We start from the raw sequence: 25,846 nt of genomic DNA, 5'->3' as shown, positions 1-25,846 counted from the left end.
TTACTCGTTAAGAATGATCTTAGATTTCAAGCTTTCCTTAATTGGCTGATCCATTGACTTTGCGGTTGCAAGTCGTCCTAGCTCTTTCTGAAGCAACTGTGTCGCCTGCTCATTTTTCTTAGACATCTTCAGAATCAAGCTCTTCGTCAGCTTGTCATTATAAGACCAACTCATATTCTGAGGCTCCCAGCGCATCAGATCATTCGCAAATACAGAGTTCTTTTCCTCTTCATAAAAGACTTCCGATATTCGCGTCAGCCGCTTCTTCCCATTTGGAACACTCTCCAAAATAAAAACTAGCTCGCATGATTTCAGTGCAGAGATTAAATGTCCCTTAAGACTCCCGCCAATTCTTGTCGACACGGCAAAAGCGCCTTGATAAGGAATGTCCTCCGAATCCACGGTGTGGAAGGTTCCGGTGATACCGTCATATCCCTTCTCCCCACTCCACAGGTAAAATTCCCATTCGTTATACCGCATTTCTGTCATATACAAAATGTTTGGGTCATGCCGCAGTGACTCTACCCCCACCTCCATTAATTCCTCGTTTGCAGCTTGTATCGGAATAATTCGATGCCCTTTAATCTGATAAGGTAAAATCGACTCCGGATGCTTCTCTATCATCACCACACCCATACAAGACGAGGATCCAAGCAGTTGCTCGCCGACGATCGTATTTGCAAAGGTTGTTTTTCCTGATCCAACAGCACCCGCAATTATGGTATTGCGAAAAGTGGATGATAACGCCCGAATCATTTCAACCGCTTCCGCTGGAATACATTCCGTACCTGCTTGATCTTCTAGACTCAGGAACTCTACAACCTGCCGCCGCAGTGATATGGTGGTGAATCCATCCCATACTCTCGGGGATACCCAAATGGCAAGTCGGATAAATCGACCGGGCCAGAGCGGATCATCCATTTTGAACTCCACCGAAGGGTTGTCCTTGTTCAGCTTTTTGTTGGGATCACTTTTTAATAAAGAACGCTTTAACTGCTCCACCCGATCTAGAGAAGGCATCTCGTACGGATAAGCTACAAACTCACCTTTATGATTATAAAAAATTTGCTTTCCAATCATCTGGAGCCCCGTTGACTCACTGTATGCACGATCAGTAAACCAACGATATGCCGGTCCAAAGCCCTTCCACTCATGATAGAGCGCTTCTGCCACCGTCCGGTATGCTTCTGGAACCTTGCCCGTAAATGGAGTCTTCCGTAAATACTTTTCTATCCCATTCATAAAAAAGCTAACTGCCTGCGGATCGCCAATTAGTGCCTTCGCATTTAGCTCGAAGTAGGCATCATCCTCACGCTCCAGCCCTTGGTTCATATCATTTTTCATTTTTTGCAAAAATGTATAAAAGTCTTCCTTACCCGGTTTACTCAAGCGCAGAATGCTTTGTTTCAGAGAGAACAACGGACGCTTCGTTTGATTTCCGTTCATAGGAATATACCTTTCTTTTTAGCTTCTGGTGCTAGCCCCATCGACACTAGCAGAGAATGTACCTTATCATCTACATACTGCAGTTCCTTTTTCCCTAACGGCAAGCTCTCCTGCAAGGGCTGGTAATACGGTAGCTCCAGTAAGATTTCAGTCCCAAAGCGAAGCGCAAGATTTTTAGGTGAAGATATTTCTTCTACATTGCTGCGGTTAATAATCAGTTGAAAATCATGTGGACGTAGATCCATATGCCCCGCAAGCTCTAGTAGAGGTTCAAGTCTGTATTCATGCTTCGGATGAGTGACGATCATGCGTAGTGCCGATTTGTGCATTCCAACATACCATGCAGCGCTTTCCGGAATTGAGCCAAAGTCAGCAATAACCACATCCGCATTCGCTCCAGCCCTAGCCAAAAAATATTCAATCTCATCCTCCTGATAGTCTTGTGCGCTCAAGTAATCGTAATTGCCTGGAAGATACATATAACCATCTTGCTTAATGAATTGTTCAAAATCCTCATCATGTATCATTTTCCCTGTAAGCCTTGACCGAAGCCTATCAAGACTGATGGTCGCTTTACGATCATGTCCGGGATCATATAAATCAAGCCCAAGGACAATAACACGGAGACCTGACGCAGCAATCCGCCTTGCGAATAGTTTGGCTACACTTGTACAACCAATTCCCGGACCTGAGCCAAAAAATCCAACCAGATTGCCCCGCTCCTCCCCATCCTCGTCTAAAATAAAACGAATTTTCTCTATCACCACTGACGAGGTAGAACGAGGAGGGATGAAATAGATACCTAAGCTTTCACAGAGCATATGTACAGCTTGGTAACCACTTATTCCCTTTTGCAAATATACATATAGGATCGTTGAACTTGGATAATTCCGGCGCAGTTCGCTAAGTGACTGAGCTTTAATCTGGTCACTAGTAACCATTAGCATATGGTTCTCTACATGAGATGGATCAGGAAGTACACTTTGTGTGATTACTATAAATCCCGCATTTTTGATATCATTAATCGTTAACTGATCTATGCCTAGACTAAAAATTTTCAAGACTCTTCCCTCCTACTCGACCCGTACGATCCACAGCTTTTTCCCCTGCTCCAAAAAATGTCCTAGCCGTTGTCCATCGCTTTTCTTCAGCTTCAGTTCCGGTGTGGCCACCTTGCCAGTCGAAGTGAATCGATTATTGTTGTTGCCCTTTTCTGAATCTAGCACATCGTTATTATCTTCAGTTCGCACATAGTTCACGGTGACTCCAGATAAAAACACCTCCTTGACGGGTTCACTAAGTGGAATTTGCCCAATCGGCTCTTCCCCGTCCTTGTTGACATTCGGACTAACCGATTCACTCTGCTTCTCTTTGTCACCTTCAACTAGATAAATATCTACCTTATCCCGGCTTCGCAAAGAACCATTAATGGCATAGATAGCCTCCTTTGGTATAGGAAAAATCCCTTCATCCTCCAGCGGCTCTAAATCACTAACATCCACTAGCGACGCTGTCAAAATACTTCCGTTAGTCAGATTTACGTTCGTAATCTTGTGCTCTACCTGTTCGATTTCAGTTATTACGCCGGAAGGTATATCTTTGGTCTGAACAGAGTCCAGATACACATCACTTGCTTTCAGCTCATAGTTTTTGGGAAGAAACTCCCCGCCTTCCACCTTTATTTTGACCACGGTTCGGGAGAGCACGTAGGGCTTGAAATAAAGATCATACCCCAGCAGTCCGCCGACTCCAGTAATCAAAATGAGGCTTGCGAAGAAATAGTTGCGTTTTAGCAGTTGCCCACGCTGTAAAGCCAAACCTTCCACCTCCTTAAAAACACGATTTTGAGAACGACAAAAAGCAACTTGGCGTAAATAGCCAAGCTGCTGGTAAAATGCTTTTTTACCTGTAGAGATTTAGAGAACTATTAGATTATAGGGTTCCGGTAAAAAGCGCTCAGGTTCACACCATAGGCTTTCACCAGAAAATAACCTTTCTATTTAAACACTACAGTCTTATTTTGATGGACGAGGATCCGGTCTTCGATATGCCACTTCACTGCACGAGCCAGAACAACCCGTTCAATGGTGCGTCCAATCCGCTTCAGCTCGATGACATCATCACTGTGGCTAACCCGCTGTACATCCTGTTCAATAATCGGGCCACCATCAAGCTCTTCTGTAACATAGTGAGCAGTTGCTCCGATAATCTTCACCCCGCGTTGATACGCTTGGGCGTAAGGATTACCACCAATAAAGGCTGGCAGGAAGGAGTGATGAATATTAATAATCTGGTGACGATAGTGCTCAATAAACGACGGTGAGATAATCTGCATGTAACGAGCCAGGATTATAACATCAATGTCGTCTCCGATGACTTCAAGCTGACGTTTTTCCGCCTCAGCCTTAGTATCCGCTGTAACTGGAATATGGTGGAAAGGTATGCCGAAGGACTCGACATACGATTTCATATCCAAATGGTTACTAACAACGAGAGCGATGTCGGCTTCTAGATCGCCAGCTTGCCACTGCCAGAGAAGTTCCACAAGACAATGGTCTTCTTTAGAGACAAATATGGCTAATCTTTTCTTATGACGAACATTGAATATTTTCCAGTTCATCTTGAAACGTTCAGCCACTCCGCCGAACAAAGATCGTATCTCTTCCAGACGATCTCCTAATTCAGGAAGGTCAAACTCAACTCTCATAAAGAACATTCCGCCATCTGGATCCATTGTGTACTGATCCGATTGCACAATATTCGCACCATGCTGATACAGAAAGTGTGATACTGCCGCCACGATTCCCGGTCCATCAGGACAGGAAATGAGCATACGCGCCCGGTTGGAATATGATTCGGCACCTGACGAATTGTTTCTTTTTACGTGTAATTCCATGATCCCATCCCATCCTCTCATCTACATGTGCAATCTGAAGTCTAGCTTATGCATGAACGAGCACTTACTTGCCTGCTAACCATGCAATCAAGCGATGATTAATTGCTTCCTCGCTCAGCGCAGGGAACAGCTCGGCAGCGATGACTTCGTCATATAGACGCTCCAGCGGTTCACGCGGATCAGCTTTTTTAGCCTTGGCATCGTTCTTCAGCAACTCCCAGACATTAAGCACATACTGACGGGAATCGATCTCCTTCTTAGCAAAAAACTCGCGGAGTGTTTCAACATCTTCTATAAACTCCGGTCCAAATCGTTCAGCTACGTTACCACGGAGCAAAGCGATCTCTACCTCATACATCGGACGCTGTTTCTTAGCATCCTTACCCACCCATGGTGTTTCCAAAATGAAAGACAGCCCTGCCAATTTCTCATGATGGACAATTTTGTTAATCGTATCAAAACCGATCCAACCCGATCCAATTGGAGTATGACGGTCTTTACCTGCTCCACATGGATTTTTGCTGTCATTGATGTGGATGACCCCAAGACGATTCAAGCCGATAATCTCATCAAACTGGTTAAGAACGCCATCCAAATCATTAACGATGTCATAGCCAGCATCATGAATGTGACAAGTATCAAGACATACGGACAAACGCTCGTTATGTTCAACCTTAGCAATGATCGAAGCAATCTCCTCAAAGCTGCGTCCGATCTCTGTTCCCTTGCCAGCCATAGTTTCTAGGGCGATATGAACTTCCGTTTCATTGGTTCCCCCAAGAACCTCATTAAGGCCGTCTGCAATCCGCTGGATACCATATTCAGCGTCCTTATCAGTGAAAGCACCTGGATGTAATACGATATGCTTGACCTCAAGCGCATGCGTACGGCGAATTTCTTCTTGTAAGAAATCAACGGCCAACTGATACGTATTCTCTTTATAGGAAGCGAGATTAATAATGTAAGGTGCGTGGACGACAATCTCCTCCACACCATTTTCTTTCATTGCTTGCTTCCCTTCAACGGGATACATGGCATCAATCGGCTTGCGGCGCGTGTTCTGCGGCGCTCCTGTATATATCATAAATGAGCTGGAACCATACTCATTTGCTTCATTTGCTGCGGTCAAAAGACCCTTGTCCGAGCAAGACACATGTGAACCTATTTTCAGCATACTTCTTCCCTCTTTCCTTCACGAATTACCCCCTATTCTACCGTGATCAGAAAAATAAATCTAGATAAGGTCAATATGCTGGGTTCTGCTTCGCAAAACTTTGGAAATAAGCTATACTTTAATATGAGATTAAATTATGTGAGAATACTCATTGCCAAAAGGTGGTGTATGCATGTCTATCCAATCAGGACTTGGTTTATTATCCGCAACACCGAGCAATTGGTTCATGAACTCTATCGCTTTCTGGACATTTATGCTGCTGGGTTCCATGTGTATCGGCGGTTTTTTTATGTTCCGAAAATTCCTAAAGGTATTGCCGAAAGCCGATGGAAAATCTAAGCTGGACTGGCAAAATTACTGGGTAGAACGCAGCCGATCACTCTGGAGTGATGAATCCAAAGCTTTTTTAGACCAGCTTGTTCAACCTGTGCCTAGTCCGTTTCGCGATATCGCCAAACATTCTATTGCTGCTGAGATCGGAAAAATCGCAGTGGAAAGCAATGCGAAAGAGGTTACTCGTGATCACTGCATTAAAGGTTACATAGTCGCCACACCGCGGCGTGACAATCGTTTCCTCGTCAATTTTCTCGAAAAGAACAAAATCGATTACTCTGCTTACCAGCATTTATTTAAGTGATTGTTTATCGAATGTCGTGTTCAGAACGGAGGCCAACCTTATGAAATATGTAATATGTGGCGGCACCGGTTTTATTGGCAGTGAACTAACAAAATACTGGCTGCAAGCAGGAAATGAAGTCGCCATCGTCGGTCGCAATCTACCTAAAGCTGCGCCATATCATCCTAAACTGAGTTACCACACATGGGACACCCTTAAAGCTGATCATGCCCCCCTAGAGAATGCAGATGCCTTGGCTAATCTTGCTGGAGCTTCTCTTAGCCAGCGTTGGAGCCCAAGCGGCAAAAAAGCAATTATGCAATCTCGTCTTGCAACCGTTTCCGCTGCTGCTAAGCTACTCGACAGTTTGAAGCACAAACCGTCTGTAGTCATTCAGGCGTCCGCTGTAGCTATTTACGGAACTTCTTTACAAGATACCTTTAGTGAATCATCACCAGCCCATGTTATGGACTTCCCCTCTGAAGTGGTTCATACCTGGGAAGAAGCTTCTGATAAAGCATACCAAGATATCCGTCTAATCAAGTTACGTACCGGTGTTGTACTTGGCAATGAAAGTGGTGCCTTCCCAAAAATGAAGCTACCCTACTTACTGGGCTTTGGCGGTAACATTGGCACAGGAAGCCAGTGGGTCCCCTGGATTCACCTGACAGATATCGTTCGTCTGATCGATTATTGTATTCAGAATCCCGCCATTTCCGGACCCGTTAATGCGACTGCTCCACATCCAGTTACAAACGAAGAGTTTGGGAGAACGATCGGGAAAGTGTATAAACGGCCACATTGGTTTCCACTACCTGCCTTCTTATTAAAAACAGCAGTTGGTGAATTGTCCGAGATCTTGCTCAAAGGGCAACGCGTCCTTCCAGCGGCGGCATTAGAACAGGGTTTTAGCTTTACATTCCCCACTCTTCAAGCTGCTTTAGAAGATCTGAAAAGCCAAAAATAGCAGAATCATCATTCACTTGTAATCCTAAGCTTCATCCATGTGGAATGTGTAACTTCCTTTTACAATCTTAAATACGGTCCCCTCTGACAGCGGGTACTCTTTATAAGGGATCATGGCTTCGCCTTGAAAGAGTGTTCCATTTCTGGAGTCGAGATCCTTTAGCACGTATCCGCCTGGGCTCCTAGATATTTCAGCATGCACTCTTGAAGCTCCTTCGGATCTCTCCACGTACTGAGCTACTTCTGCCGAGCGGCCGATAATAAAGCTAGTTCGGTTTAACACAATGGTCTCCGCCTCTGCCTCATCCTCATCATTTCTTTTGAGATAAGGAACATTTCGAGCTGGCTTGTGATTTCGTTTGCCCTGCTCAGGTGTCTCCTCTCGTGATAATAAAGCAGTTGGAGCTATTGGCTCTGGTGGTGTTACAAAACTATGTTCCTCTATCCTGGATTCAGCTCGTGCAGTTGGAACGCTTGATAGAGGATCCGATGTATACTGATCTACCTTTGGAATCTTTGCTGCGGGACGCGTAGTTGTCACAGGATTTCTACCGAAATTCCACTCCAATTCTCTTCGACTCGAACTCCAGTTTGTATCTTCAGGGTCCTCATTCGTATGATCCTTTTGTTCATTACTTCCAAACCTTATCCTTCCGCTCCATACCATCCAACTCAATACAAACAATGCGATCGTTGCAATCCCACAAACGGCTAGCCACAACGGCTTTGGACTATTTAGATATAGGAATTTCCATAATAAAGCATCTCCTAATAGGCACCCTAGAATTAAATAAGTTCTTGAGCTTGAGGTTTGTGAATTTATCAAATTATCATCCTCTAGAGATCGAAGCGACTTCTCCTCTTCTTTCAACCTAAGACTGGAACTGGAATAGCTATTCAACCAAGGAGCGGCGTTCTGTTGCGTATTCAGAATCTTTTCCTCATTCCGCTCACTTATTTTTTTCTGAGGAGCAGTTACCTCATTCACAAACAGTTCCCTTACTCTCTCTTGCATTCGTCTTTCTGGTTCTATCAGACTTGCTTCTGTCATCTTTGGAGGAATAGATGCCATTATTTCGTTATTGCTGATTTCTCTACTTCTAGAATCCCCCTCTGTCAAAAGCTCTGAGAGAAGACCCTTGAGGCCTGCTGGTGTAAATTCTTCTTCCCCACAGTAATGCAATACTCTTTGAACACCACTGCCAGTAAGCTCTGTAATAGAAGCCATTAGCACCATGATCAGCGACTTGAGCGATTCTCCCAGCCTAGAACTAGGCTCATTTCCCTGAATAGGAATATAGGTTAGGTATACCTTACCACTATGCAACGAGCCTTCAATAAAAATATAATCTCCATGCAAAGCATATTGTTCCGCTCGCAGCATATATAACCTGCCATCCTCCATCCCTTGTGCAATTTGCAGTAGTAAACCAAAAAATGAGGTCATGCTTAGCTTCTCACTTTTGAGCAAATGACTGAGCATTTTTTTACGCAGAACAGCGTATTCCATAGTAACCTTCAAATCGATTTCCCTAAGTAATAACCTTAAATGATGAGGAATGTCGGTGTTCATCAGCATACGAGCCTGAACCATATTAAGCTTACTCACCGGCATTCCTTCTGGTTCTCCAAGCATCATATATATACCGTCCTGCTGTATAAAGTCACGGGTTAATCCGTACAACAAGCATCACCACCTCCTATTTTAAAAATAAAGATAAGCGCATATGGTACCAGGGACTACAGCCAGCATGAAAGGAAATCTCAACAGCTCACTATCTTTATTTTTAAATAGGAATGAACTTTTCAATAATATAAATCCTGAAATTGTGTTAATGATCTTACGCGTACGCCTCCCTGTTTCCCGTCTCATTAAGACAATTATCCAGCCTATTAAAGCTCCAAATAATACGGAGTACACCACGACCTGCAATGTAAACAGCATTCCTGTCCAAGCGCCGATCCCGGCAAAAAGCTTAACATCCCCCGCGCCAACCGCCCCTATCAAATGCATGATCAGAAGCACTGAAAATCCTGCTACAGCACCCACACCAGCCTTCAGGAGTCCATCCCAGCCGTTCATCAGCACTTGAGCAAGCAGACCGGCAAGCAAACCTGACACTGTAATCCAGTTCGGTATTCTCATCGACTTAATATCTGTAATAAATGCAGCTGCCAGAAACGGAAAACACCCCCAAAACGCCCACTCCGCCATGGATTACACTCCTTTCCTTTCCTCTTCATTCATTTCACTACTGTGAACATAACCTCAATAGATCTTCCGTCATCAAGCTGTATTACAAATGGCCAAGTACCCGGAGTAGTATTCACACCAATTTTCCACTCCCACTCGATATATCCATCCGCGTCCGCTTGTTTCCAGCCTAAATACTTGGCAGTGCTTCCTCCGCTTTTATAAAAGACGGATAAGCTAGCGGAAGCATTTGGCGGAATTTTGGCACGAACTTTGCCTTGCTTATTAGCTACAGCTGGATTCGGTTTTTCCAAAATCGCAATGAAATCCTCTGGTTTACTAGTGCCGTCATCGCCCTTATTTATACCTTCACCTGTATCTCCGATCCAAAGACGTTCAACAGCACTTGCCTCTAGTACAATGCTTTGGTTTAGAAAGGGTACTTTCATTGGCAGCTCATAGCTAACCACCAATCCAAAGTAAGGTCGAGTACTCCTCTTTAATTCAGGCACGATAATGTTAGATACATGAATTCGATCATAATCCAGTAAGTCTGATGACAGATACGGCTTCAATAAGGGTTTAATCGCCAGGTCCAGTACACTCTCAGAGGTCTCCGCCTGTAGCTTCTGCAGCGGTCCCTCACCCTTCTCTAAAGCCGACATGACCCACTCATTCAGCGGCTTGGGTAATGCCATTGCGTAACTGCTGCCCCAATCTGTAAGAGACAAGCGAGGTATTGTCCAATTCGATTCAGCTGGATTGCCAGCGGATAGATCCGTGCCCCCCTTCACTGCATCAGCGTCCGCTTCGCTTGTTGCCCCCCATTTCTGCACCGCCAAAGCCGCAGGGTACATATGCGTTGAAATAGATTTCACAGTATCGGATGCTGTACTTTGTAAGGCTGTCGAATACAAAGTCATCTGTACGATAGAAATTAGGAACAGAACAAACAGTAAGAAAAACGGAAGTACCATCGCCGCCTCTACTACCATGCTACCTTCTTCCTTAGTCCTCCCCCTAATCCGGTACTCGTCCCTCATATCCTTGCCAACCTCCTGCTAATATGAAAAATCAATCTTTACTTCTCTCATATATGTTCTTCCTTGAACTTTTCCTGAATACCCAGCGCTATAATCCAAAAGCTTCACTACACCTGGCAGAAACCATAACCGCATTTTGAGCTTAATATTCGAGGATACATAAGTGCTTCTTTCCTCTGTATTTATTCCTGTGTTGAGACGAATTAGAGCCAGCATCCGAGATAACTGAACATTCCCGCCTCCATGCATCATCATAAACAGACGCAAATGATCGCGATAAGTCAGCTGGGCTGGTAAGTATTTGGATAGAGGAATGGAATCTTTCTCACAAAGTAGTAACATATCTTGAATAGCTTGCTGGATTCCATACAACAGCGCCGCAGCGAGAACAGCCAATGGATTTCCTAAGCTTGCCTTCTCAATAAAACCTTCCATCGTTCGAATAGACAACCGCATAGCGAATATTTCAGCATAAGCCGCGGCTACATTGCCTGCAGGATTATAAAATCCATATAGAATGTATTCCAGCTCTTGTGCTTGAGGATTAAGCTGTTCTTTAAGCTTATCTGTATCCTCTACAGAACCTTGTGCCAATGTAGCTAACTTGGAAACGTCAAAATGCTGAAAATAGAGGGCAGAATACTCCGTTTGGAAAAGTTTATCTCTAGCTCCTGCCATAATGCCACCCATCGCTGCATAGATCCCGTCCATATCCTCCATCGCCGAACTCCCAGCAGCATAAATGTTTGAGCTAACTTCTGATTTAACCAGTGGATCCGATACTATTTCCTCATTAAAAGCAATATTCTCTTCATAATATTGGCGAAGTGTTTGATAGTCTTTCAGAGAATCTGTCACTCCGTTACCCATCATTCGAATCTTATCGAGCAACGCTTTCGCTTCACCCAGCTTCGATTTAGCTTCTCTCTCCAATTGTTTACGCTCTTTATCTGAGCTACGGTGCTGTTCAATTAAAGCCACATCATTAGCGATAACATTCCCCTTCTCGCCGTAATACTGTACATAGTTTTTCACCACACGTGTAGCTTCAAGAACAGAAGATATCATTCGGTAGGAGTCCCCATTGTCACTCAAAGCTTCATACAGCACACCTGACATTCCTGTTACGATTGGTTCAATGGTCTCGAAAGCACTTTGCTGCGTGGATATATTATTCTCCATCTGACTTAAATCAGTTGAGGTGAGAATCAGTGCATCTTCCTGTTCACGCAGCTTTTTAAGCGGGTCTGAGCTTATCTCTCCTGAGCTCGCCGGAATATCCCAATTATTAGCAGGATCATTTGATAGATCCCCACCCTCCATTCGCGACTGTTCCAATACATTTCTCATCTCGTCATTCAATTGCTGCGCCTTCTTTAACGCTTCTTTCGCTCCCTCCATTGATCTTTCATGATCTTCACGAAAAGCTGTTAATAAGGCAGGAAGCCGCGATAACATCTCAGTAGTTCGACTCTGATAGAGTGACAATTGATAAGTGTACTTTGCAGGCTTTTTACTATCACGATAAAGATCATCGTAGTACTTCCCAAGGTAGTCGCTATACTGTGCTGAAATATCCGCGGCCGATTGCATACTTCCGAGCGAACTGGCTGAAATGGACTCTCCCGGCGGATTCATAATCCATTGAAGTAGCCTTCTTCCACTCTCCGCAGCCTGGCTTCTCCGCCCTAACATAAGATCCAAAGCCTCTTCTCGCTCGTCATATAACGGCTGCAGCTTACTGAGCAAAGTAGTAGCGCGTGAAGCCTCTTCCATTACTCCTGACATTGGTTTAAATTTACCTGCCAGCTCTAACGCGAAATCTATCGGGGCCTTATATTTCATTTCTTCCAGTATTTGTCGACGAGCAACTTCATAGCTACCCAATGGTCGGCTCCATTCCAAGGATGAGGATTCCAGCGCAAAGGGGATTAGATTGAAAGCATCACTCCGACCACTTTTATGCAGATTATCATTGAGTACTTTAGAGAGCAGAATATCCCCGTCACTCTCTCCGAATGCGAACAAACCATACTTCTCTCGCAGCTCAACATCGTAGGATGACATTACAGAGCGGACGCTAGCCCTCGCTAGACGTTCCTCTTGAACATTGAATGCAGCAATGCGCGCATAATCAATCAGCACTGCTGTAAATAAAAAGACGAAAGCCAATACCATGATTAGGAAAATCGAGACCGAGCCTTCTGTTTTTCCCTCGTGCTGCCCCTGCATCTTTCTCTTTCGATTCTTTCCGCTAGCGAGGCAACTAGTAAAAATACTCCTCATCAAAACCTCCCTCCTTATCCCTGCTTTCAATGAATATTAGATCCACGGGCAAAGAAATATCACTTATCCTGAAGCTTGGTCATCATTGTAGATGCATCCTTCTTCTCCATATGGACTCCAGATCCACCACTCCCCTCTGAGCCTCCCTTGAACTTTGCCCCGAAGTATCGCATCAAGTCGACTGTACGAATAAACTCAACAGGTTCAGCGATGATAGATTGAGCTTTCACATTTGGTTTTGCCTCATCAGAAAGAATCTCATCAAGTACGGGTAGGTTTAGTAGGCGATTTAACTCAGCACTTACTTTCCGTCCGGTAAGGCTGTATACATAGTTCATATTTCCCGGCATATTATACGGAACCATAGTGGAGGAATGCCTGAGTTTAAGTACGGGCAAATCACTTTCATCTGACACTTCACCAGGTAACTCTATGGTTACACCGCCACTTCCAGCTTCTCCGCCGAATAATGAAGATAGCAACGCGTCGTCACCAATCCTCCAATAGAGGGAGTCATATTCACCAATAGCGTAGGATCCAGAAACCTCTTTATGACTGTTACCCCAATTGTAAGCCGCACGCTCTGTGGCTCCTGAGGCCACTTGTATCAGCATGGATTTCTGATAGCTATACAAGCAGAAGAACAATAGAAGCATCGTAATACACATGACCAATGGCAGCAGAAGTGAGGCTTCAATAGTAAAGCTGCCTCGATCTTCCTTAAGCTTGCTCACTCGAATACGTCCTGGCTCTTTTCACCCGCAGTGCTAATCAGATCTTTAACTACTTTTACAATCTCCTCACGAAATACCAAAACAACCGCAATCAACACAGCAATGATCAGAATCATCTCCAGCGTCCCCAGACCTTCCTCGTCCTTCCAAAAGCTCTTTGCAGTACTCACCATTGTCGTCATCATTCGTTTCATCCTCCTACATTTTTAACATCATGAATGCTGGTGTTCCCACCAGTACAATTACTATTAAAAAGATAACTACCATCGGAAAGACTAGCTTAGAGGAAGCCTGCTCCCCTCGCGTTCGACTGATAGCTTTCCGTTTATCCCACAGCATTCGCGATAGGTCGCGTAGCGATAACACAAAATCCGCTCCACCCCTGCGGTAATTCAGAAGAACCGTCGTCGTGAACAAGGATACCTCCTGCACTGCGCATCTCTTGCTAAAATTCTCGAATGCCTGCTGAAAAGAATACCCTCCTTCCCATTCACTGGTCATAATCCTAAGCTCCTTATACAGTGGATGATTAACATCACCTCGGTGGCTCTCTACACAGCGGATAATCGCCCGCTGCACAGTCTCACCTGCTCCTACCAGCAATACAATACTGTTCAGAAGCTCTGGTAGCTCGAGCATAATATTTTGCTCCCGCACCCTCACCTTTTTATGTAAATCACTGACCATAACAGCCGGTAGAGCTACCGCCAAGAAAAAGCCTAGAATCAGACCTGTCTGATCGCCGCTAAACCCTGTGATCAAGCTTCCACCCACAAGCAACAACCAACTGTAGCTAAGCATCTCACCCATGAACAGCAAGGTCCGTTCTGCACTGTAACGCATCCCATAACTTCGCTGCAGGGAACGTTGAATCCTGAACATCAACGATGGAAAACGGCTGGCGGTGCCACTCTTCTCAATGAGCAGCAGCAGCGGTTCACCCAGCTTCCGAAGTCGTAAACCGTCCATGGGAAGCCTCCTTAACCCGGCATATCTTTTTCCGCATTTAATTCGTAACAGAGCCCAGACAACAAGTAAAAATATAGTGAATACTGCACATAGCCATCGCATGATTTCATCCCCTTCACAGCGGAATGTCCATTATTTTAGTAGTCCAGAGATAACATAAGAACAACGCAATAAGCGCTAGTGTCGATATGGCTATACCCGCTCCCGTATACATAGGCTCCATATAGTCTCCTGCAGTTAAACTCATAAAGATCACCATGATCAGTGGGGATATCAGCAGTGCTTTAGCCTCGAACTTCTTCTGTGCAATGCTTACAGCAATATCCTGCTGAATATCTAGCTTCTCTCCGATAATCGTGGATGTACGCCGTACTACTTCTACAAGATCACCACCAGTACGTTTACATACAGAGAACACGTCAGCAAATCGCTCGATATCTTCCATTCCAGCTCTTTCACTGAAATCCCGTAGTGCTTCTTCCACTGGCTGACCGTATTCCATGCGCGTACAGATAATATTTAGCTCCGAGATCATATCGCCGCCTCCCTCCGGGTCGAGCATACGTAAATCCTGCACTGCTTCCCGGAAAGCATTCTCGACCGAGCGCCCTGCTGAGAGCGAGGAAGACAATGAAAATAACGTCTGTTTAAACTGTAAATTAAGCATACTCCGGCGTCTTTTCAGCAAATAATTACGCAGTATACGAGGTGCATACACCCCACCTGGCATAAGTAGTAAAGACAGTATCCAATGATGATAAAAAAGATATCCCACTACAAACAGCAGCAAACTGCCTACTGCGATTGCCAGAATTTTCTGTACCAAAGTCAACTCGTAAACCGTATAATCCGGCAATAATGAATGGCCTCCGGAATCAGCTTCCTTAGACTTTTCAGCAGCAAACTTAATCTTAAGCACTGCCTCTTCCCCCTTTTAGAATTCAGAATCCATACTGTGATAACGGGTAGGAGGTTACACCAGCCATTCTAAGCTTTGCTGTATGTATAAGCGGGTTTCCACTAGAAACTAGCCCCCCTTGTACCCGTCCCTCTCGCTCACCGGACTCTTGAAATTCATATAGAGGGTTCAAGACCACTTCTCCATCTTTTAGGCCCCCAACCTCACTAATCTCCATCACTCGCCTAGTGCGATCACGGAGCCTGGACAAATGTACGAAAATATCAATCGCCGATGCGATCTGCTGACGTACAACCGTTACCGGCAGATCCGCAGCACTTAGCACCATCGTCTCCAGTCGACTGACCATATCGTGCGCGCTGTTACTATGTCCTGAGGACAAGCTCCTATCTTAGTTATTGTGGTATTCATAAGTTATCCACAGCATAGAAAAATGAGCCTCCCAGTTAAGGAAGGCTCTTAGTCATGAATTCTTTGATATCCTTCAGTGTAATAGAAAATGACCGATCTGGAGCAGTTCCACGGACAATTCCAATAAGTTCACCTTTGCTGTTTAATAATGGCCCTCCGCTATTGCCACCTAATACCTGATTATCACCCATTAGATTGTACGATTCACCTGTTACCCATTTGCAACGCTGGATTAGATTAAGTAACGTTCCTTCACTGTAAGACCACATAGCTAATCCTTGTGGGTTTCCGATGCTCATAATAGGCATTCCGACATACAAAAGGGATTCATCCGCGAGGACAAATCCCTTAGTGTCAGTATTTATTTTTAGTAATGCTAAATCTTTAATGTAATCCGATGCGATCAACTCAGCATCATATCTTTGTTTGTCATATGTGTTCACTACAATGCTGGTACTTCCTGCAATGACGTGTTCGTTTGTAAGGATATATCCTCCATCCAACAGTGCTCCAGTTCCAAACACTATTGTGGTTCCTTGGAATATCTTTTCAGTTAGTGCTACCACGTGCAAGGTCTTACTACGAGCCGTTTCGAGTTGAGCTTGTAACACTTCATTATGCGGTTCATTGTAATTGTAGGCATAAACCGGAGAAGAGAATAGCAACGTGGAAATGATGATAATAAATATTTTCTTCATTAACTCACCTGCTTTATCTTATAGTCTTGTACTGCTTTTTCAATGGCTCCCTTGATTTCCTCCGGTGTTACCTTGATACCCGCCTTGCCGAGCCTGTCTGACGTATAAGAGAAAGCAGCGTTTAGTTTAAGGTTACTTGCGCTGTTTTGATTCTTGTACTCTTTTTCTGCGTATGCATAAGCTTCAGCTGCTATCTTGTGAATCATCTCTCTCTGTGCCACGGACGTTTTAGAGTCCAGCCACAGTTTAACTCTGGTCTGTAACAAAGCCAGCATTCCAAGAACGACAGTCGCTAGTATCCCAACAATTGAGATAATAACCGTAGTTACTTGCGGCTGCACGGCTTCCCATACGTCGTTCATTGTGCCACCTCCGTAGGATAGATATAGACTCGTTTGGTATTAACAGCGTCAGGATCAAGGAATACTTTACCAAGCCCAACGTTTTGAACGTCAATTGTCTTTATGTAGCCTATGTTGTTAATTATTTTCGTCTCTACTGGAACGCCGTTGATCTGAATGGATTTACCTACGAATGACCACGTTGATCTAATTCTACTGAACAACTCTTTAGCTGGGACCCATGCGCGACTGTCTATGATTAGTCCTGGTATTTTGACTTCACCTATTAATATTTCAACTGGATACGTACCTGAAGGAGTTGTAATTGGTGGGACCACAGGATTCGTTGGTGCTGTAGTTGAGTATTCGACACCTAAGAATAAGCAGATTCCACGCGCGATAGCGTCAGCGAACTTATCTTGGAACGAAGGATCGAATAACATTGCTTCAGCTTTGGGATTGCTGATAAATTCCGGTTCCAATAAGATAGCTGGCATTTTAGTATTCCGACATACCGAAAGGTTTTGGTACTTTACTTTGCGATCCTTACCACCGGTTACCGCAAGGATTAACGGGTGCATAAGCTCTGCAAAAGATTTGCTTATCGGATTAGTGTAAAGTGTCTCTGTACCGCTAGTCATGGACAATGCACCACTATTAGCGTGAATAGATACGAAACAATCTGCGCCAAAGTCGTTGGCATGTTTGGAAATGTCGAGAAGTTCCACGAATATGTCTGTACGGCGAGTTAGATTAACCTCGATTTCAGGATTATTAATAAGTTTTTCTTCTACTTTAAGTGCTACGGATAGGTTGAAATCCTTTTCAAGCTTCTTTGAATATCCAATAGCGCCACCATCTTTACCACCATGACCTGCGTTAATTACTACCTTTTTCTTCATCTTTAATTGCCTCCCCAGGTCTGTGTCCTCCTGTAACGATGTCGACGATATAGTTAAGTTCTTCTGATCCACTCGCTTTAATCGTTTCATAGCACCATACTGCTTCGTCGGTTGCCATTTTCGCCCACCTAAAAATTCGATTTGGTTTGTCGCCCATTTACGCCAGTCCTCATTTTCGTCTGCCAAGTATGGGAAGTGTCCAGTCAGGAATCTTTTGAACATCTTCATTCCTGACCGTTTCCCAAATAGGTAAAATAGGTAAAACAAAAGAGCCTCCCACTTGAGAGACTCCATGTTCTTTAATAGATAGTAAGCAATTTCATACAGCGTCTCTAGCGCACTCCACAATAACCTCACCTCCGTATAAGAAGAGATCCTTAACTTCTGGTCCATGAAAAAGCAGTATCAGATATAATAGCTCGTCCGATACTGCTGATTGTCTTAGTTCGCTTTCATCATATTCAATCATCGGCTTTCTCCAATCTCGGATATTCTTCAAGAAGTTTTTCTTTTGCGTTATTTCTAGCTTCCGTCAGAATTCTTTCCATCTCGTAAGCCTGATCTTGAATGGTCATAGTTCCATCTAGTTCAGCAATAAGTGCTTTCGTTTCTTCGCCTTGGAGTTGTGAGAACCTAGAGTATTCTTTTCCGGTTAATTTATATCCGTTCACTGTTTTGCTTGGTACTCTTGGTGCAAGTGATTCATCGCCAGTCGCGTTAATTAGTTCAACTACTTTTCTTGCTTCTGGAGATAATTTGTAACGGGTTGCAAAGCCCGGATTAGCGTATACGTTGAACAAATTGTTATCTTGATAGTGCGTTTGTTCTCCACCTAACGTGTCGTATTTCTTTGGCAAATCTCCAGCGATACCTGGAATTTTCGCTTTCACTTTGTTCTTTGTTTGCTCCACAATATCCGTGCCCATTGTTTCACGTTTTGTGTTATCTGCGGTTTGTTTGATTTGATTAGAAAGTGTCGGAATAAATGATGCTGGAACGTCCGATATGATGCTTACAATCTTATCAGTAGTTGTTCCGCCTGCATAACCAGATAGCGCTTGTTCAACACCTTTCAACAACGATTGTTCACTGAGCGTATTAATCGCCCCTGAAACACTGTTGTAAAGTGATCCCGCAAAACCTGTTGCTATTTTACTACTATCTTTCCCCTCGTTACCTTTAACGTTAGCACCTAAGGAAATAGCTACAGATACAGGTTGCATCCAGTCGTAGTTATACATTAGGTCATTTTCTTTAATCTTCGCTTCTTTGTCATTGAATCCTGACTTTACGAAGCGATAGAGCGCGGAAAGATTTACTTGATAGGAACCTTTTCCAGACGCAGATTGAAGAGATCGAATATCTTTGTCAGTGTTAGCTACTCCGGTTAAAATGTCTTTGTCCATCAGGTAGTAACCTAACATACTAAGTCCGCCAGTCCCGATGATTGCTCTAGATAGTGACTCCACAACCAAGCGCGGATTCTTTTCAATACCATTACGAAGCAATGGGTCTGATAAAACTTTAGCGCTACGAAGGAAACCAGCAGGACTATATTCAAGTGCTCTCATTAATAGCGCGCCAGGAGTTTTAGGATATTTTAATACTAGATCTCCAAAACCGAAGTCTTTTCCGATGTTTAATCCACGCTTAAATTTAGTGAATCCTTGAGATATCAAGTTATTGTCTTGGAAAGTGACGTATTTACCATAATCCTGAGCGATCTTCATTATGTTTTCATCAGCGTTACGAATGAAGTCTTGCACATACTCTTTCGAAGGTTTTACGCCATTATTGATTGCATCAAGTGTTCCGAGTTCCCCCAAAGTCTTGTTCATAGCTCTGGAATAAGCAGCATTGTCAAAGCTTCTCAATGCGGCTCCTAATGCTTTTTCTGTGTAGCGTAGTGGATTGTACTTACTCTTGAATGCAGGGCTTGCAAGGTCGTACTGCGTCTCTATTCCGTTGATATTTACTCCGCGCCAGCCTGCGTTACCACCATTGATGAAGTTCTCCCAATACTTGCCTTGATTATGTGTTCTAAAGGTTACTTCCCGTTTCGATCCGGTAAGCTTAGAACGTGCAATATCTATCGGTGTGGAGACGTATTTGCTGATTCTCTCCAACCGGTAGAATAGCTCATTACCTAAAACGTTTCTGACCTGAGTTTTAGGGTTCAAAAGCTGTGCCTGTGTTTGTATACTACTTATCTTCTTACCTATAGAAGGGTTATCCAAACTCTGTAGGATCACTTGTAAGTCCTGTGAAGCAACGCGTTTAGCTTCTCCGGATAGATTATCCACTTGGGTAACTAATCTCAGTAATGAATCTGCTTCTTGTTCGGACAGTTCTTTGGTTTTAATAACTTTTTGAGTCAACTTTTCAGCAGCGCTAACAGATTTTGCAGAAACCTTTTTGGAAGATAAGTTAAATGCTTCTGTAGACTTCTCATATAGATTATTTAGGTATGGCCGGATATCTTCTCCAAGATCCTTAACCATCTGCTCTGACCAATCTGCAAACTTAACAATTCCTCTGCCCATTTTTGCGGCGCCGATCACCGCATAATCAGCCCATATATCAATAGGCGTTGAGCTAACACGCATCCCTTTGGCTCTTAAACGCGCTTTTGCTGCTTCTTCTTGCTTATCAAGGAATTTAGATACGTTGTCTCTTACTTTTTTGTCCTTTGGAAGCTTCGGCTGATCTAAAATAGGCTTCTTGGATGTCTCCTTGATGAACTGTTTGGATTCATCCACAAACTTTGTGAGCATAGAAGTCTCTACGTCGGATAACATTTCCCCGCCTTTAGCGCGTTTGATAATATCCACCACGTCATTAGATAGGTCCTTTACGCCTGTCATTTTCTGATTAAGCGTAGCCAACCCAACAATGTCATCTGCCATTTGTGGCGTTACCTCAGCCTTCCTAGCCAGCTTAGAAGAGGTTTCATTTACCTTGTTAGCCATACGCTTCGCAACCATATACACACCTTCAGGAGAAAGCTTGTTGTATGCGGACAGTGATTGAAGAAACTGAGCGCTGCGTGTGGATTCTTTCAGTAATGCATCAGCCACTTCCTCAGCCGCTTTAACGTTACCTTCCTTTAGATGCGTGTCGATCAACCGTTGTGCTGTTATGGACTGTTCGGAGGTTATACCGCCTTTTTTATCTTCCAAAACAAACCTAGTCGCACCTTCACGATCTTTAATTCGATCTTCAGCCTTTGCCAAGTCTCCACGGTTAGTTGTTGGCTCATACTTAGTATCCAACTTTTCCGTAAAGCCATCAGGTGTCTTATCCGAACGATTAAGAGTTTCAGCGAATCCGCGTTCACCCACCACTGCTTGCTTAGGTACTGTTTTAACTCCCATAAATTCAGTTGTTGCGGATACTTCGTTATTCACTAAGATAGTCTTTATTTCTTTCTTCGGTTTGATATCCGTCTTTATTTTTGATGCCGTTTTTGGCTTCGCTTCTACCTTTGTTATAATCTCTGCTTTTGGTTTTGGCTTAACGTACGTAGATTTAGTTGGAGTTTCATCTGGAAAAGCCTTTGACTTGTCATATTGACCACTCAGCAAGTAGTCGATATCTTCTTGTGGTAGGAACTCTCCAGCGTTTACCTTCGCTTGGATTCGCTGCTCACGCGTGAGTTCTGTGGCCTGTGCATTACCCTGACTTGCTCTTGGCTTTGCTCCGGGCTTAGCGATAACCGTTTCAGGTTGTGCTGCTTGCCCGACAAATGTTTGGTATCTATCCTGTGTTGATTTCACTTTGTTTCTTAAACCGTAGGTTTCACGGACATTCTGAGTCTGTTTTGCTTTTGATACTAAATTAGGGTCAACCTTTTTCGGACTAAGAAGTTTATCGTAATCATATCCTAGCTCCTTAGCTACTTGACGTGCGGTTGCTTCTACCGTAATCCGTTTGCGTATTTCCTCGGCCACTTGACGCATATCTTCATATCCTAGATTACGAACTTCATTCAATGAAATTTCATCACCTGCTTGTTTAAACTGTGTCTGAATCCACTTCGCTAGTTCATTTGGATTTTCGTATGGCGGGGTCATCCGTTCATTGACGATTGGCTTCATTTTTTCAAGGATTGAATTTAGACTATCACCAGTTGATCTTCGTGCTGTTGTAGGTGCTCCTATATTTGCCTCTGGAAGACCTAATGGATCAGGCATCCATTCTGTTGGGTTAATTATTGGATCTGTATTAGCATTTAAATTAGCACGTTGTGCGGCTTGTGTTTGTCTTACCGTGCCTCTTCCTTCTGGTAAAGATAGAATATTTTGTTTCTGTGGAGGTAACACTTCGATATTTGATGATGTTTCAGGAAATGATTTTGAAAAACGTTGAAGTAATGCAGAACCAACCTCGCCCAATGCAGCGCCAACACCACCAAGCACACCGCCTGCCGCGGCTCCATATAGAGCATTACGTTTGATTTCATTACCGCTATCCTGTCCTTGTTGCAATCCGAACCCAACGCCCTGCATGCCTCCTGCTATTCCTTCAGTTGCAGCAACTCGAACAGTGTTCTGTGATCCGGGTATAATCTTCTCAGCACCTTTTAACAGGGTTTGCCCAGCTTTACCGCTCAACGCCTTACCTGTTGCATCATATGTGCTACCAATGATACCCTGACCTACTGGAGCACCTGTTGGTGTGATAAACGGCGTCACAACATCATTGATAACATCCGTGATCTTATCGACTGTCTTATTCCCTGTAGTGTCACGACTTGTCGCGCCTGAATTACCTTGGAATGATCGTGTAATCGCCTGACCAATCGGATTACCTTGCGTAGCATAGTTCATAACATTGGCGTAAGCTTTAACTGCTGCCGGCGCGTTTTCGTTTGCTATTTCTTTCCTCGTAGTCTCATACTGCGATATACCCGGAATCTGCGAGGCATTAGCAGGGCCACCGCCTGTTTGATTAATGAGTGTTGCAACTGGTACTTTATCCTTTAACGTTTCCTGTACGCTGTTATTCAGCTTTCCAGTTAGCAAATCAGCTGCTGGGAGTTTACCTTGTAGTGGTGACACTACCTGTGCTTGTTTCGCTTTATGTGCAGCTTGATCAGTTTTGAAGTCAACGGTCTTTTGCGTAGTTTGTGGCTTCTGTTGAACGGTTGCGGCGGTAGTTGTAGGGCTGACAGCAATGTTAGGCTTCAACACGCTGGATAAAGTGTCCTGGAGTACCTTACTGGACATTTGCGCTTCAGGAGTTTTTATCTCTCCGCTTAGTTCCTTTTTGCGGCGTTCAACAAAAGAGGAAGCACTCTCAGTGCTCCCCCCATTCTTCTCGCGTAGTTCGCGTTTACGTTTTTCTATAAAAGATTCTGTTGCCATTTGTAAACCTCCCTACTTTGAGAACTTTTTGTAGTACGTTGTAACACCGTTTACCCAGTAATCATTAAGACCGTTAGGATCGTTAGCAGCTCCACTTGGTGCGTATTTCCTTTGAATAGCCTCGATGGTAGTCAACCCTTTGTCGATGTAGTTCCGCTTAAGGTTAGATGCCATCTTTTCAATGCCTTCCTGAATGCTGGAGAATGTCATTAACCCGTTCTTACCCATCATTCCACCAACATTATTCTTCGTTTTAACAGCATTGCTCGTTCCGTTTCCTGTCTCATGTACAGCAATTGCTGCCAATAGTGCAGGATCTATGCCATACTTCGATCCAATAGAAGAGAATATATCTCCGGTATTCTTAAGAGCGCCGCCAAGACTACTATTTAATTTAGCCCCACTAGCTGTTGCCGTAGGGCTAATCACTCCCCCGGCGATGGTACCTCGCCGCCCCATTTCAACCCGTTGGCTCTGTATGCGCGGTACATTTCATATTCCGATAAAGGAGCGTTAAGAATGTATTCCTCAACCACTTCAGGGTTCTTCAATGCACCACTCTTACTGTCTCTCACCGCAAGTTTCTCGATGTTCGACTGGTAATCCTCATACGTCTTACTAGCCGGCTTAGCAGCTGTTTCCTGCAGCTTCTGCAACTCTGCCTCTGCTGTCAGTACCTTCAACTGGTCTAAACGTGCATCCGTATCGGATTGATATGGAACTTTACCGATCTCAGCAACTGTTTTTCTAAGCTGTTCCAGCTGTAACTTTTGCTGTTGAGAGTAGTTACTTGCATCAATTTGCTTCATTTGAAGATCAAGCGCCTGTGCTTGATTCGTTGCGCTGTTTGGATCCGTCAACTGTTGCAACTGATACTGAGCTGTTTGATTGCTTATAGCACCAGAATTAACCTGTTGCTGTAATTGTTGCAGCTGTAATTTCACCTGTGCTGGGTAGTTATCAAGGTTAATCTGCGCGATTTGATTCGCAATCTGTTGCCCTTGGTTGGAAATTAGTTGACCAGCTGTATTTGCCGCTGATGATGCGCCTTGCATGGTTTGCTGTCCTTTGTACGAACCGGTTAATCCAGCCTCTTGCATAGCAAGTTGTTGCGCTTGCGTTTGAAGCTCATTCGCTTTTGTTGAGATAAAGTTATTGGCGTTGTTTCGGAATGCGTTAACATTGGAATAAGCTGCTGCTACATTGTCGTTAAGTGATTCTTGAGTGTAATGATCATCTATGTTTCGGTTTCGATCTGTCATAGCTGCTTGATATCCCGTAGAACCGTCCCACGCCGTAGGTGCGTTGTTACGATAAAATGACGCTGTTTCAAGTTGTCGATTATCTTGTGTAACGTTATTGGCATAATCGTATCTGCGGTTTATATCCTTTTCTGTTGACTGAGCTCCTGCCTCCAGCATTGCAAGTTGTTGTTCATACTCTTTTAGTGCAAGTGCGTAAGGATCTTCAGCAACTTTTAACGCCATTCCTTCATTCTGTGTAGTTGCTGTATTTTGACTTCCAAGCCCGTTGATATAATCTCTTAACTGATCGTAGTTCATGCCTTTCACCATTGCCGCTGTTTTCTGATCGAGTTGGTCATACAATGGTTTCACCGTGTTAGCCACATAGTTTTTATTACTGGTATTGTATATCCCTTTGTTGTAAAGGATCTCATTTAGTGCTGATCCACCGTTAGCGATATAGTTTGTGTTTGACATTGCTGCAGCTGTTGTTGGTGCTGAGGTAGGTTGTACAGCTGTCTTCACTGCCACTGCTGGACTTTGTGCCGCCGCTGGTTGAGCTGCCTTATACGCTGATGAAGACGCGGCTGTTGGATTGGTTAGTGCTATACCTGCTGCGGATTTACGTTGGATCTCCTGTTGTATCTGTGGAGACGTGGCGGCGGTTGCGACTGGCGCTTTAACAGTTGGTGCTACCGCTGATGGTGCTTTAGTAGCCACTGTAGCTGTTGAAGTTGGCTGTGGAGATGTCTTTACCGCGGCTGTAGGCGCGTTGCTTACTGGTGTTGCCGCTAGTGACTGTCCTGCGGATAGTTTGGCTTTAGCGGCGGCTTGTAGCTTTTCGAGTGTGGACATGTGAAGCCTCCTTTCAAATGCAAATAGCCCTCAAATGAGGGCTTGCGGTAGTGCGCAGTATGGTCCTTGACTATTATTATTCTTTACTCGTTATCTCTACACTACCATCCGCCCGAACAATGATTTTACTGGTTGCAGTGACAACCTCATATTCTTGCCCTTCTGCCAATATTACTTTTTGCATTTTTCATCATCCTTTTTAGATAAATTTGTATATAAAAAGAGACCGCCATTGGAGATCCCCTAGTATATCTGTTTTTAACATCTAGCCAAACAAATGTAGGAGGCTTTTCGGCAGCGCTCCTCCAATTCCAACAGCACCGTTCGGATGTACCACAACCCCAACGACACCCTGAAACGAATTGTTCCCCAACGTAACTCCCCCTGCTTGAATCTTGTCCTTCGAGAAATGGACAATGAAGTCAGTCTCGTTCTCCAGTCTGAATTTCACTACTACTTCATGCCCAACTTGAAGATGATAAATTTGCTTTTTGGCATTGTCGTTCGTTACCAATATCCCTGGAAGAGAATTGATAACATGTGAACTTGGATTTCCTATAGGCTCGTTTTTCAGAATTTCGAAAACTGGAATTGCACCGCCTTGGTCCAAAAACACGCTCACCTGTAATCCCGCTGCGCTTGGTTCGAGAATGAAATATCGATTACCAAATGCCAACGGGATTGAAAACTCCCCAAACTGATTACCTGAAATAATTGTCATATTATCCCTCCCGAATCCATAATTCGACGCGAGGAGGGAATAAACCTTTATCGGACGTTAGTGAA

General features: G+C 44.0%; 24 protein-coding genes and 1 pseudogene. 2 read left to right on the top strand and 23 right to left on the bottom strand.

The features are described from left to right. The 5 genes from R50345_RS06040 to R50345_RS06020 all read right to left on the bottom strand — a co-directional run bounded on the left by R50345_RS06040 (position 1) and on the right by R50345_RS06020 (position 5,516). Complete coding sequence (locus R50345_RS06040) at positions 1–1,446, bottom strand: P-loop NTPase family protein (RefSeq protein ID WP_042124909.1); 1,446 nt, start codon at positions 1,444–1,446, stop codon at positions 1–3. Beyond that, positions 1,443–2,507, bottom strand: a complete 1,065-nt coding sequence (locus tag R50345_RS06035; protein ID WP_042124908.1) for a CpaE/TadZ family protein — start codon at positions 2,505–2,507, stop codon at positions 1,443–1,445. Before R50345_RS06035 ends, R50345_RS06040 begins: the two co-directional genes overlap by 4 nt. Positions 2,508–2,519: 12 nt before the next feature. Then, the gene (locus R50345_RS06030; protein ID WP_042124907.1) at positions 2,520–3,263 is read right to left on the bottom strand and encodes an SAF domain-containing protein; all 744 of its coding nucleotides are present in this window, start codon (positions 3,261–3,263) and stop codon (positions 2,520–2,522) included. Between the two features lie 179 nt (positions 3,264–3,442). Next, on the bottom strand, positions 3,443–4,342 hold the full coding sequence (purU, locus tag R50345_RS06025) for a formyltetrahydrofolate deformylase (protein ID WP_042124906.1): 900 nt from the start codon (positions 4,340–4,342) through the stop codon (positions 3,443–3,445). Between the two features lie 64 nt (positions 4,343–4,406). Then, positions 4,407–5,516 (bottom strand): deoxyribonuclease IV, encoded by a 1,110-nt coding sequence (locus R50345_RS06020; RefSeq protein ID WP_042124905.1) that lies wholly within the window; start codon positions 5,514–5,516, stop codon positions 4,407–4,409. Between the two features lie 172 nt (positions 5,517–5,688). Between R50345_RS06020 and R50345_RS06015 the strand changes: the two genes are divergently transcribed. Both R50345_RS06015 and R50345_RS06010 read left to right on the top strand, forming a co-directional pair. Continuing rightward, positions 5,689–6,153: a DUF2621 domain-containing protein gene (locus R50345_RS06015; protein ID WP_042124904.1), complete on the top strand. Its 465-nt coding sequence runs from the start codon at positions 5,689–5,691 to the stop codon at positions 6,151–6,153. A gap of 40 nt (positions 6,154–6,193) precedes the next feature. Beyond that, a complete protein-coding gene (locus tag R50345_RS06010; RefSeq protein WP_042124902.1) occupies positions 6,194–7,099 on the top strand; it encodes a TIGR01777 family oxidoreductase in 906 nt (301 codons plus the stop codon). Positions 7,100–7,123: 24 nt separating this feature from the next. Here the strand turns inward: R50345_RS06010 and R50345_RS06005 are convergent, their stop codons facing one another. From R50345_RS06005 to R50345_RS05930, 18 genes and pseudogenes are all read right to left on the bottom strand, one after another. Beyond that, positions 7,124–8,785 (bottom strand): DUF6382 and FHA domain-containing protein, encoded by a 1,662-nt coding sequence (locus tag R50345_RS06005; protein ID WP_042124901.1) that lies wholly within the window; start codon positions 8,783–8,785, stop codon positions 7,124–7,126. Positions 8,786–8,803: 18 nt separating this feature from the next. Beyond that, on the bottom strand, positions 8,804–9,313 hold the full coding sequence (locus R50345_RS06000) for an A24 family peptidase (RefSeq protein ID WP_042124900.1): 510 nt from the start codon (positions 9,311–9,313) through the stop codon (positions 8,804–8,806). Between the two features lie 29 nt (positions 9,314–9,342). Further along, positions 9,343–10,335 carry a TadE/TadG family type IV pilus assembly protein gene (locus tag R50345_RS05995; protein WP_042124898.1) on the bottom strand — a complete coding sequence of 331 codons (993 nt, stop codon included), beginning with the start codon at positions 10,333–10,335 and terminating at the stop codon, positions 9,343–9,345. A gap of 18 nt (positions 10,336–10,353) precedes the next feature. Continuing rightward, positions 10,354–12,621 carry a hypothetical protein gene (locus R50345_RS05990; RefSeq protein ID WP_052414493.1) on the bottom strand — a complete coding sequence of 756 codons (2,268 nt, stop codon included), beginning with the start codon at positions 12,619–12,621 and terminating at the stop codon, positions 10,354–10,356. A gap of 59 nt (positions 12,622–12,680) precedes the next feature. Next, positions 12,681–13,355, bottom strand: a complete 675-nt coding sequence (locus tag R50345_RS05985; RefSeq protein ID WP_052414492.1) for a TadE family protein — start codon at positions 13,353–13,355, stop codon at positions 12,681–12,683. Continuing rightward, positions 13,352–13,540 carry a Flp1 family type IVb pilin gene (locus R50345_RS05980; protein ID WP_042124893.1) on the bottom strand — a complete coding sequence of 63 codons (189 nt, stop codon included), beginning with the start codon at positions 13,538–13,540 and terminating at the stop codon, positions 13,352–13,354. Before R50345_RS05980 ends, R50345_RS05985 begins: the two co-directional genes overlap by 4 nt. Positions 13,541–13,553: 13 nt before the next feature. Next, on the bottom strand, positions 13,554–14,429 hold the full coding sequence (locus R50345_RS05975) for a type II secretion system F family protein (protein WP_042124891.1): 876 nt from the start codon (positions 14,427–14,429) through the stop codon (positions 13,554–13,556). Between the two features lie 10 nt (positions 14,430–14,439). Continuing rightward, positions 14,440–15,234 (bottom strand): type II secretion system F family protein, encoded by a 795-nt coding sequence (locus tag R50345_RS05970; protein WP_197069796.1) that lies wholly within the window; start codon positions 15,232–15,234, stop codon positions 14,440–14,442. 31 nt (positions 15,235–15,265) lie between these two features. After that, positions 15,266–15,634: pseudogene (locus R50345_RS05965) on the bottom strand (CpaF family protein); the annotation flags it as partial. 55 nt (positions 15,635–15,689) lie between these two features. Continuing rightward, positions 15,690–16,352, bottom strand: a complete 663-nt coding sequence (locus R50345_RS30160) for a S1C family serine protease (protein WP_052414491.1) — start codon at positions 16,350–16,352, stop codon at positions 15,690–15,692. Then, positions 16,352–16,714 (bottom strand): phage holin, encoded by a 363-nt coding sequence (locus tag R50345_RS05955; RefSeq protein WP_042131913.1) that lies wholly within the window; start codon positions 16,712–16,714, stop codon positions 16,352–16,354. The genes R50345_RS30160 and R50345_RS05955 overlap by 1 nt, the downstream gene beginning before the upstream one ends. Beyond that, complete coding sequence (locus R50345_RS30155; RefSeq protein ID WP_197069754.1) at positions 16,711–17,595, bottom strand: N-acetylmuramoyl-L-alanine amidase family protein; 885 nt, start codon at positions 17,593–17,595, stop codon at positions 16,711–16,713. The genes R50345_RS05955 and R50345_RS30155 overlap by 4 nt, the downstream gene beginning before the upstream one ends. Further along, positions 17,573–17,713 carry a hypothetical protein gene (locus R50345_RS31595; RefSeq protein ID WP_197069753.1) on the bottom strand — a complete coding sequence of 47 codons (141 nt, stop codon included), beginning with the start codon at positions 17,711–17,713 and terminating at the stop codon, positions 17,573–17,575. Before R50345_RS31595 ends, R50345_RS30155 begins: the two co-directional genes overlap by 23 nt. Positions 17,714–17,914: 201 nt before the next feature. Further along, complete coding sequence (locus R50345_RS31590) at positions 17,915–18,064, bottom strand: hypothetical protein (RefSeq protein ID WP_197069752.1); 150 nt, start codon at positions 18,062–18,064, stop codon at positions 17,915–17,917. Continuing rightward, on the bottom strand, positions 18,057–22,961 hold the full coding sequence (locus tag R50345_RS05945; protein ID WP_042124886.1) for a hypothetical protein: 4,905 nt from the start codon (positions 22,959–22,961) through the stop codon (positions 18,057–18,059). The genes R50345_RS31590 and R50345_RS05945 overlap by 8 nt, the downstream gene beginning before the upstream one ends. A 12-nt stretch (positions 22,962–22,973) precedes the next feature. Continuing rightward, positions 22,974–23,420, bottom strand: coding sequence for a glucosaminidase domain-containing protein (locus R50345_RS32175; RefSeq protein WP_081954015.1), 447 nt, complete (start codon positions 23,418–23,420; stop codon positions 22,974–22,976). After that, positions 23,387–25,060, bottom strand: coding sequence for a hypothetical protein (locus R50345_RS05935; RefSeq protein ID WP_042124884.1), 1,674 nt, complete (start codon positions 25,058–25,060; stop codon positions 23,387–23,389). The genes R50345_RS32175 and R50345_RS05935 overlap by 34 nt, the downstream gene beginning before the upstream one ends. 265 nt (positions 25,061–25,325) lie before the next feature. Next, positions 25,326–25,781 carry a hypothetical protein gene (locus R50345_RS05930; RefSeq protein ID WP_042124882.1) on the bottom strand — a complete coding sequence of 152 codons (456 nt, stop codon included), beginning with the start codon at positions 25,779–25,781 and terminating at the stop codon, positions 25,326–25,328. Between the last annotated feature and the right edge of the window lie 65 nt (positions 25,782–25,846).

Origin of the sequence: Paenibacillus sp. FSL R5-0345, assembly GCF_000758585.1 — a bacterium.
Lineage (GTDB): Bacteria > Bacillota > Bacilli > Paenibacillales > Paenibacillaceae > Paenibacillus_AQ.
Note: the sequence above shows the minus strand (reverse complement) of the source record. Positions and strands in the feature narration are given on the sequence as shown.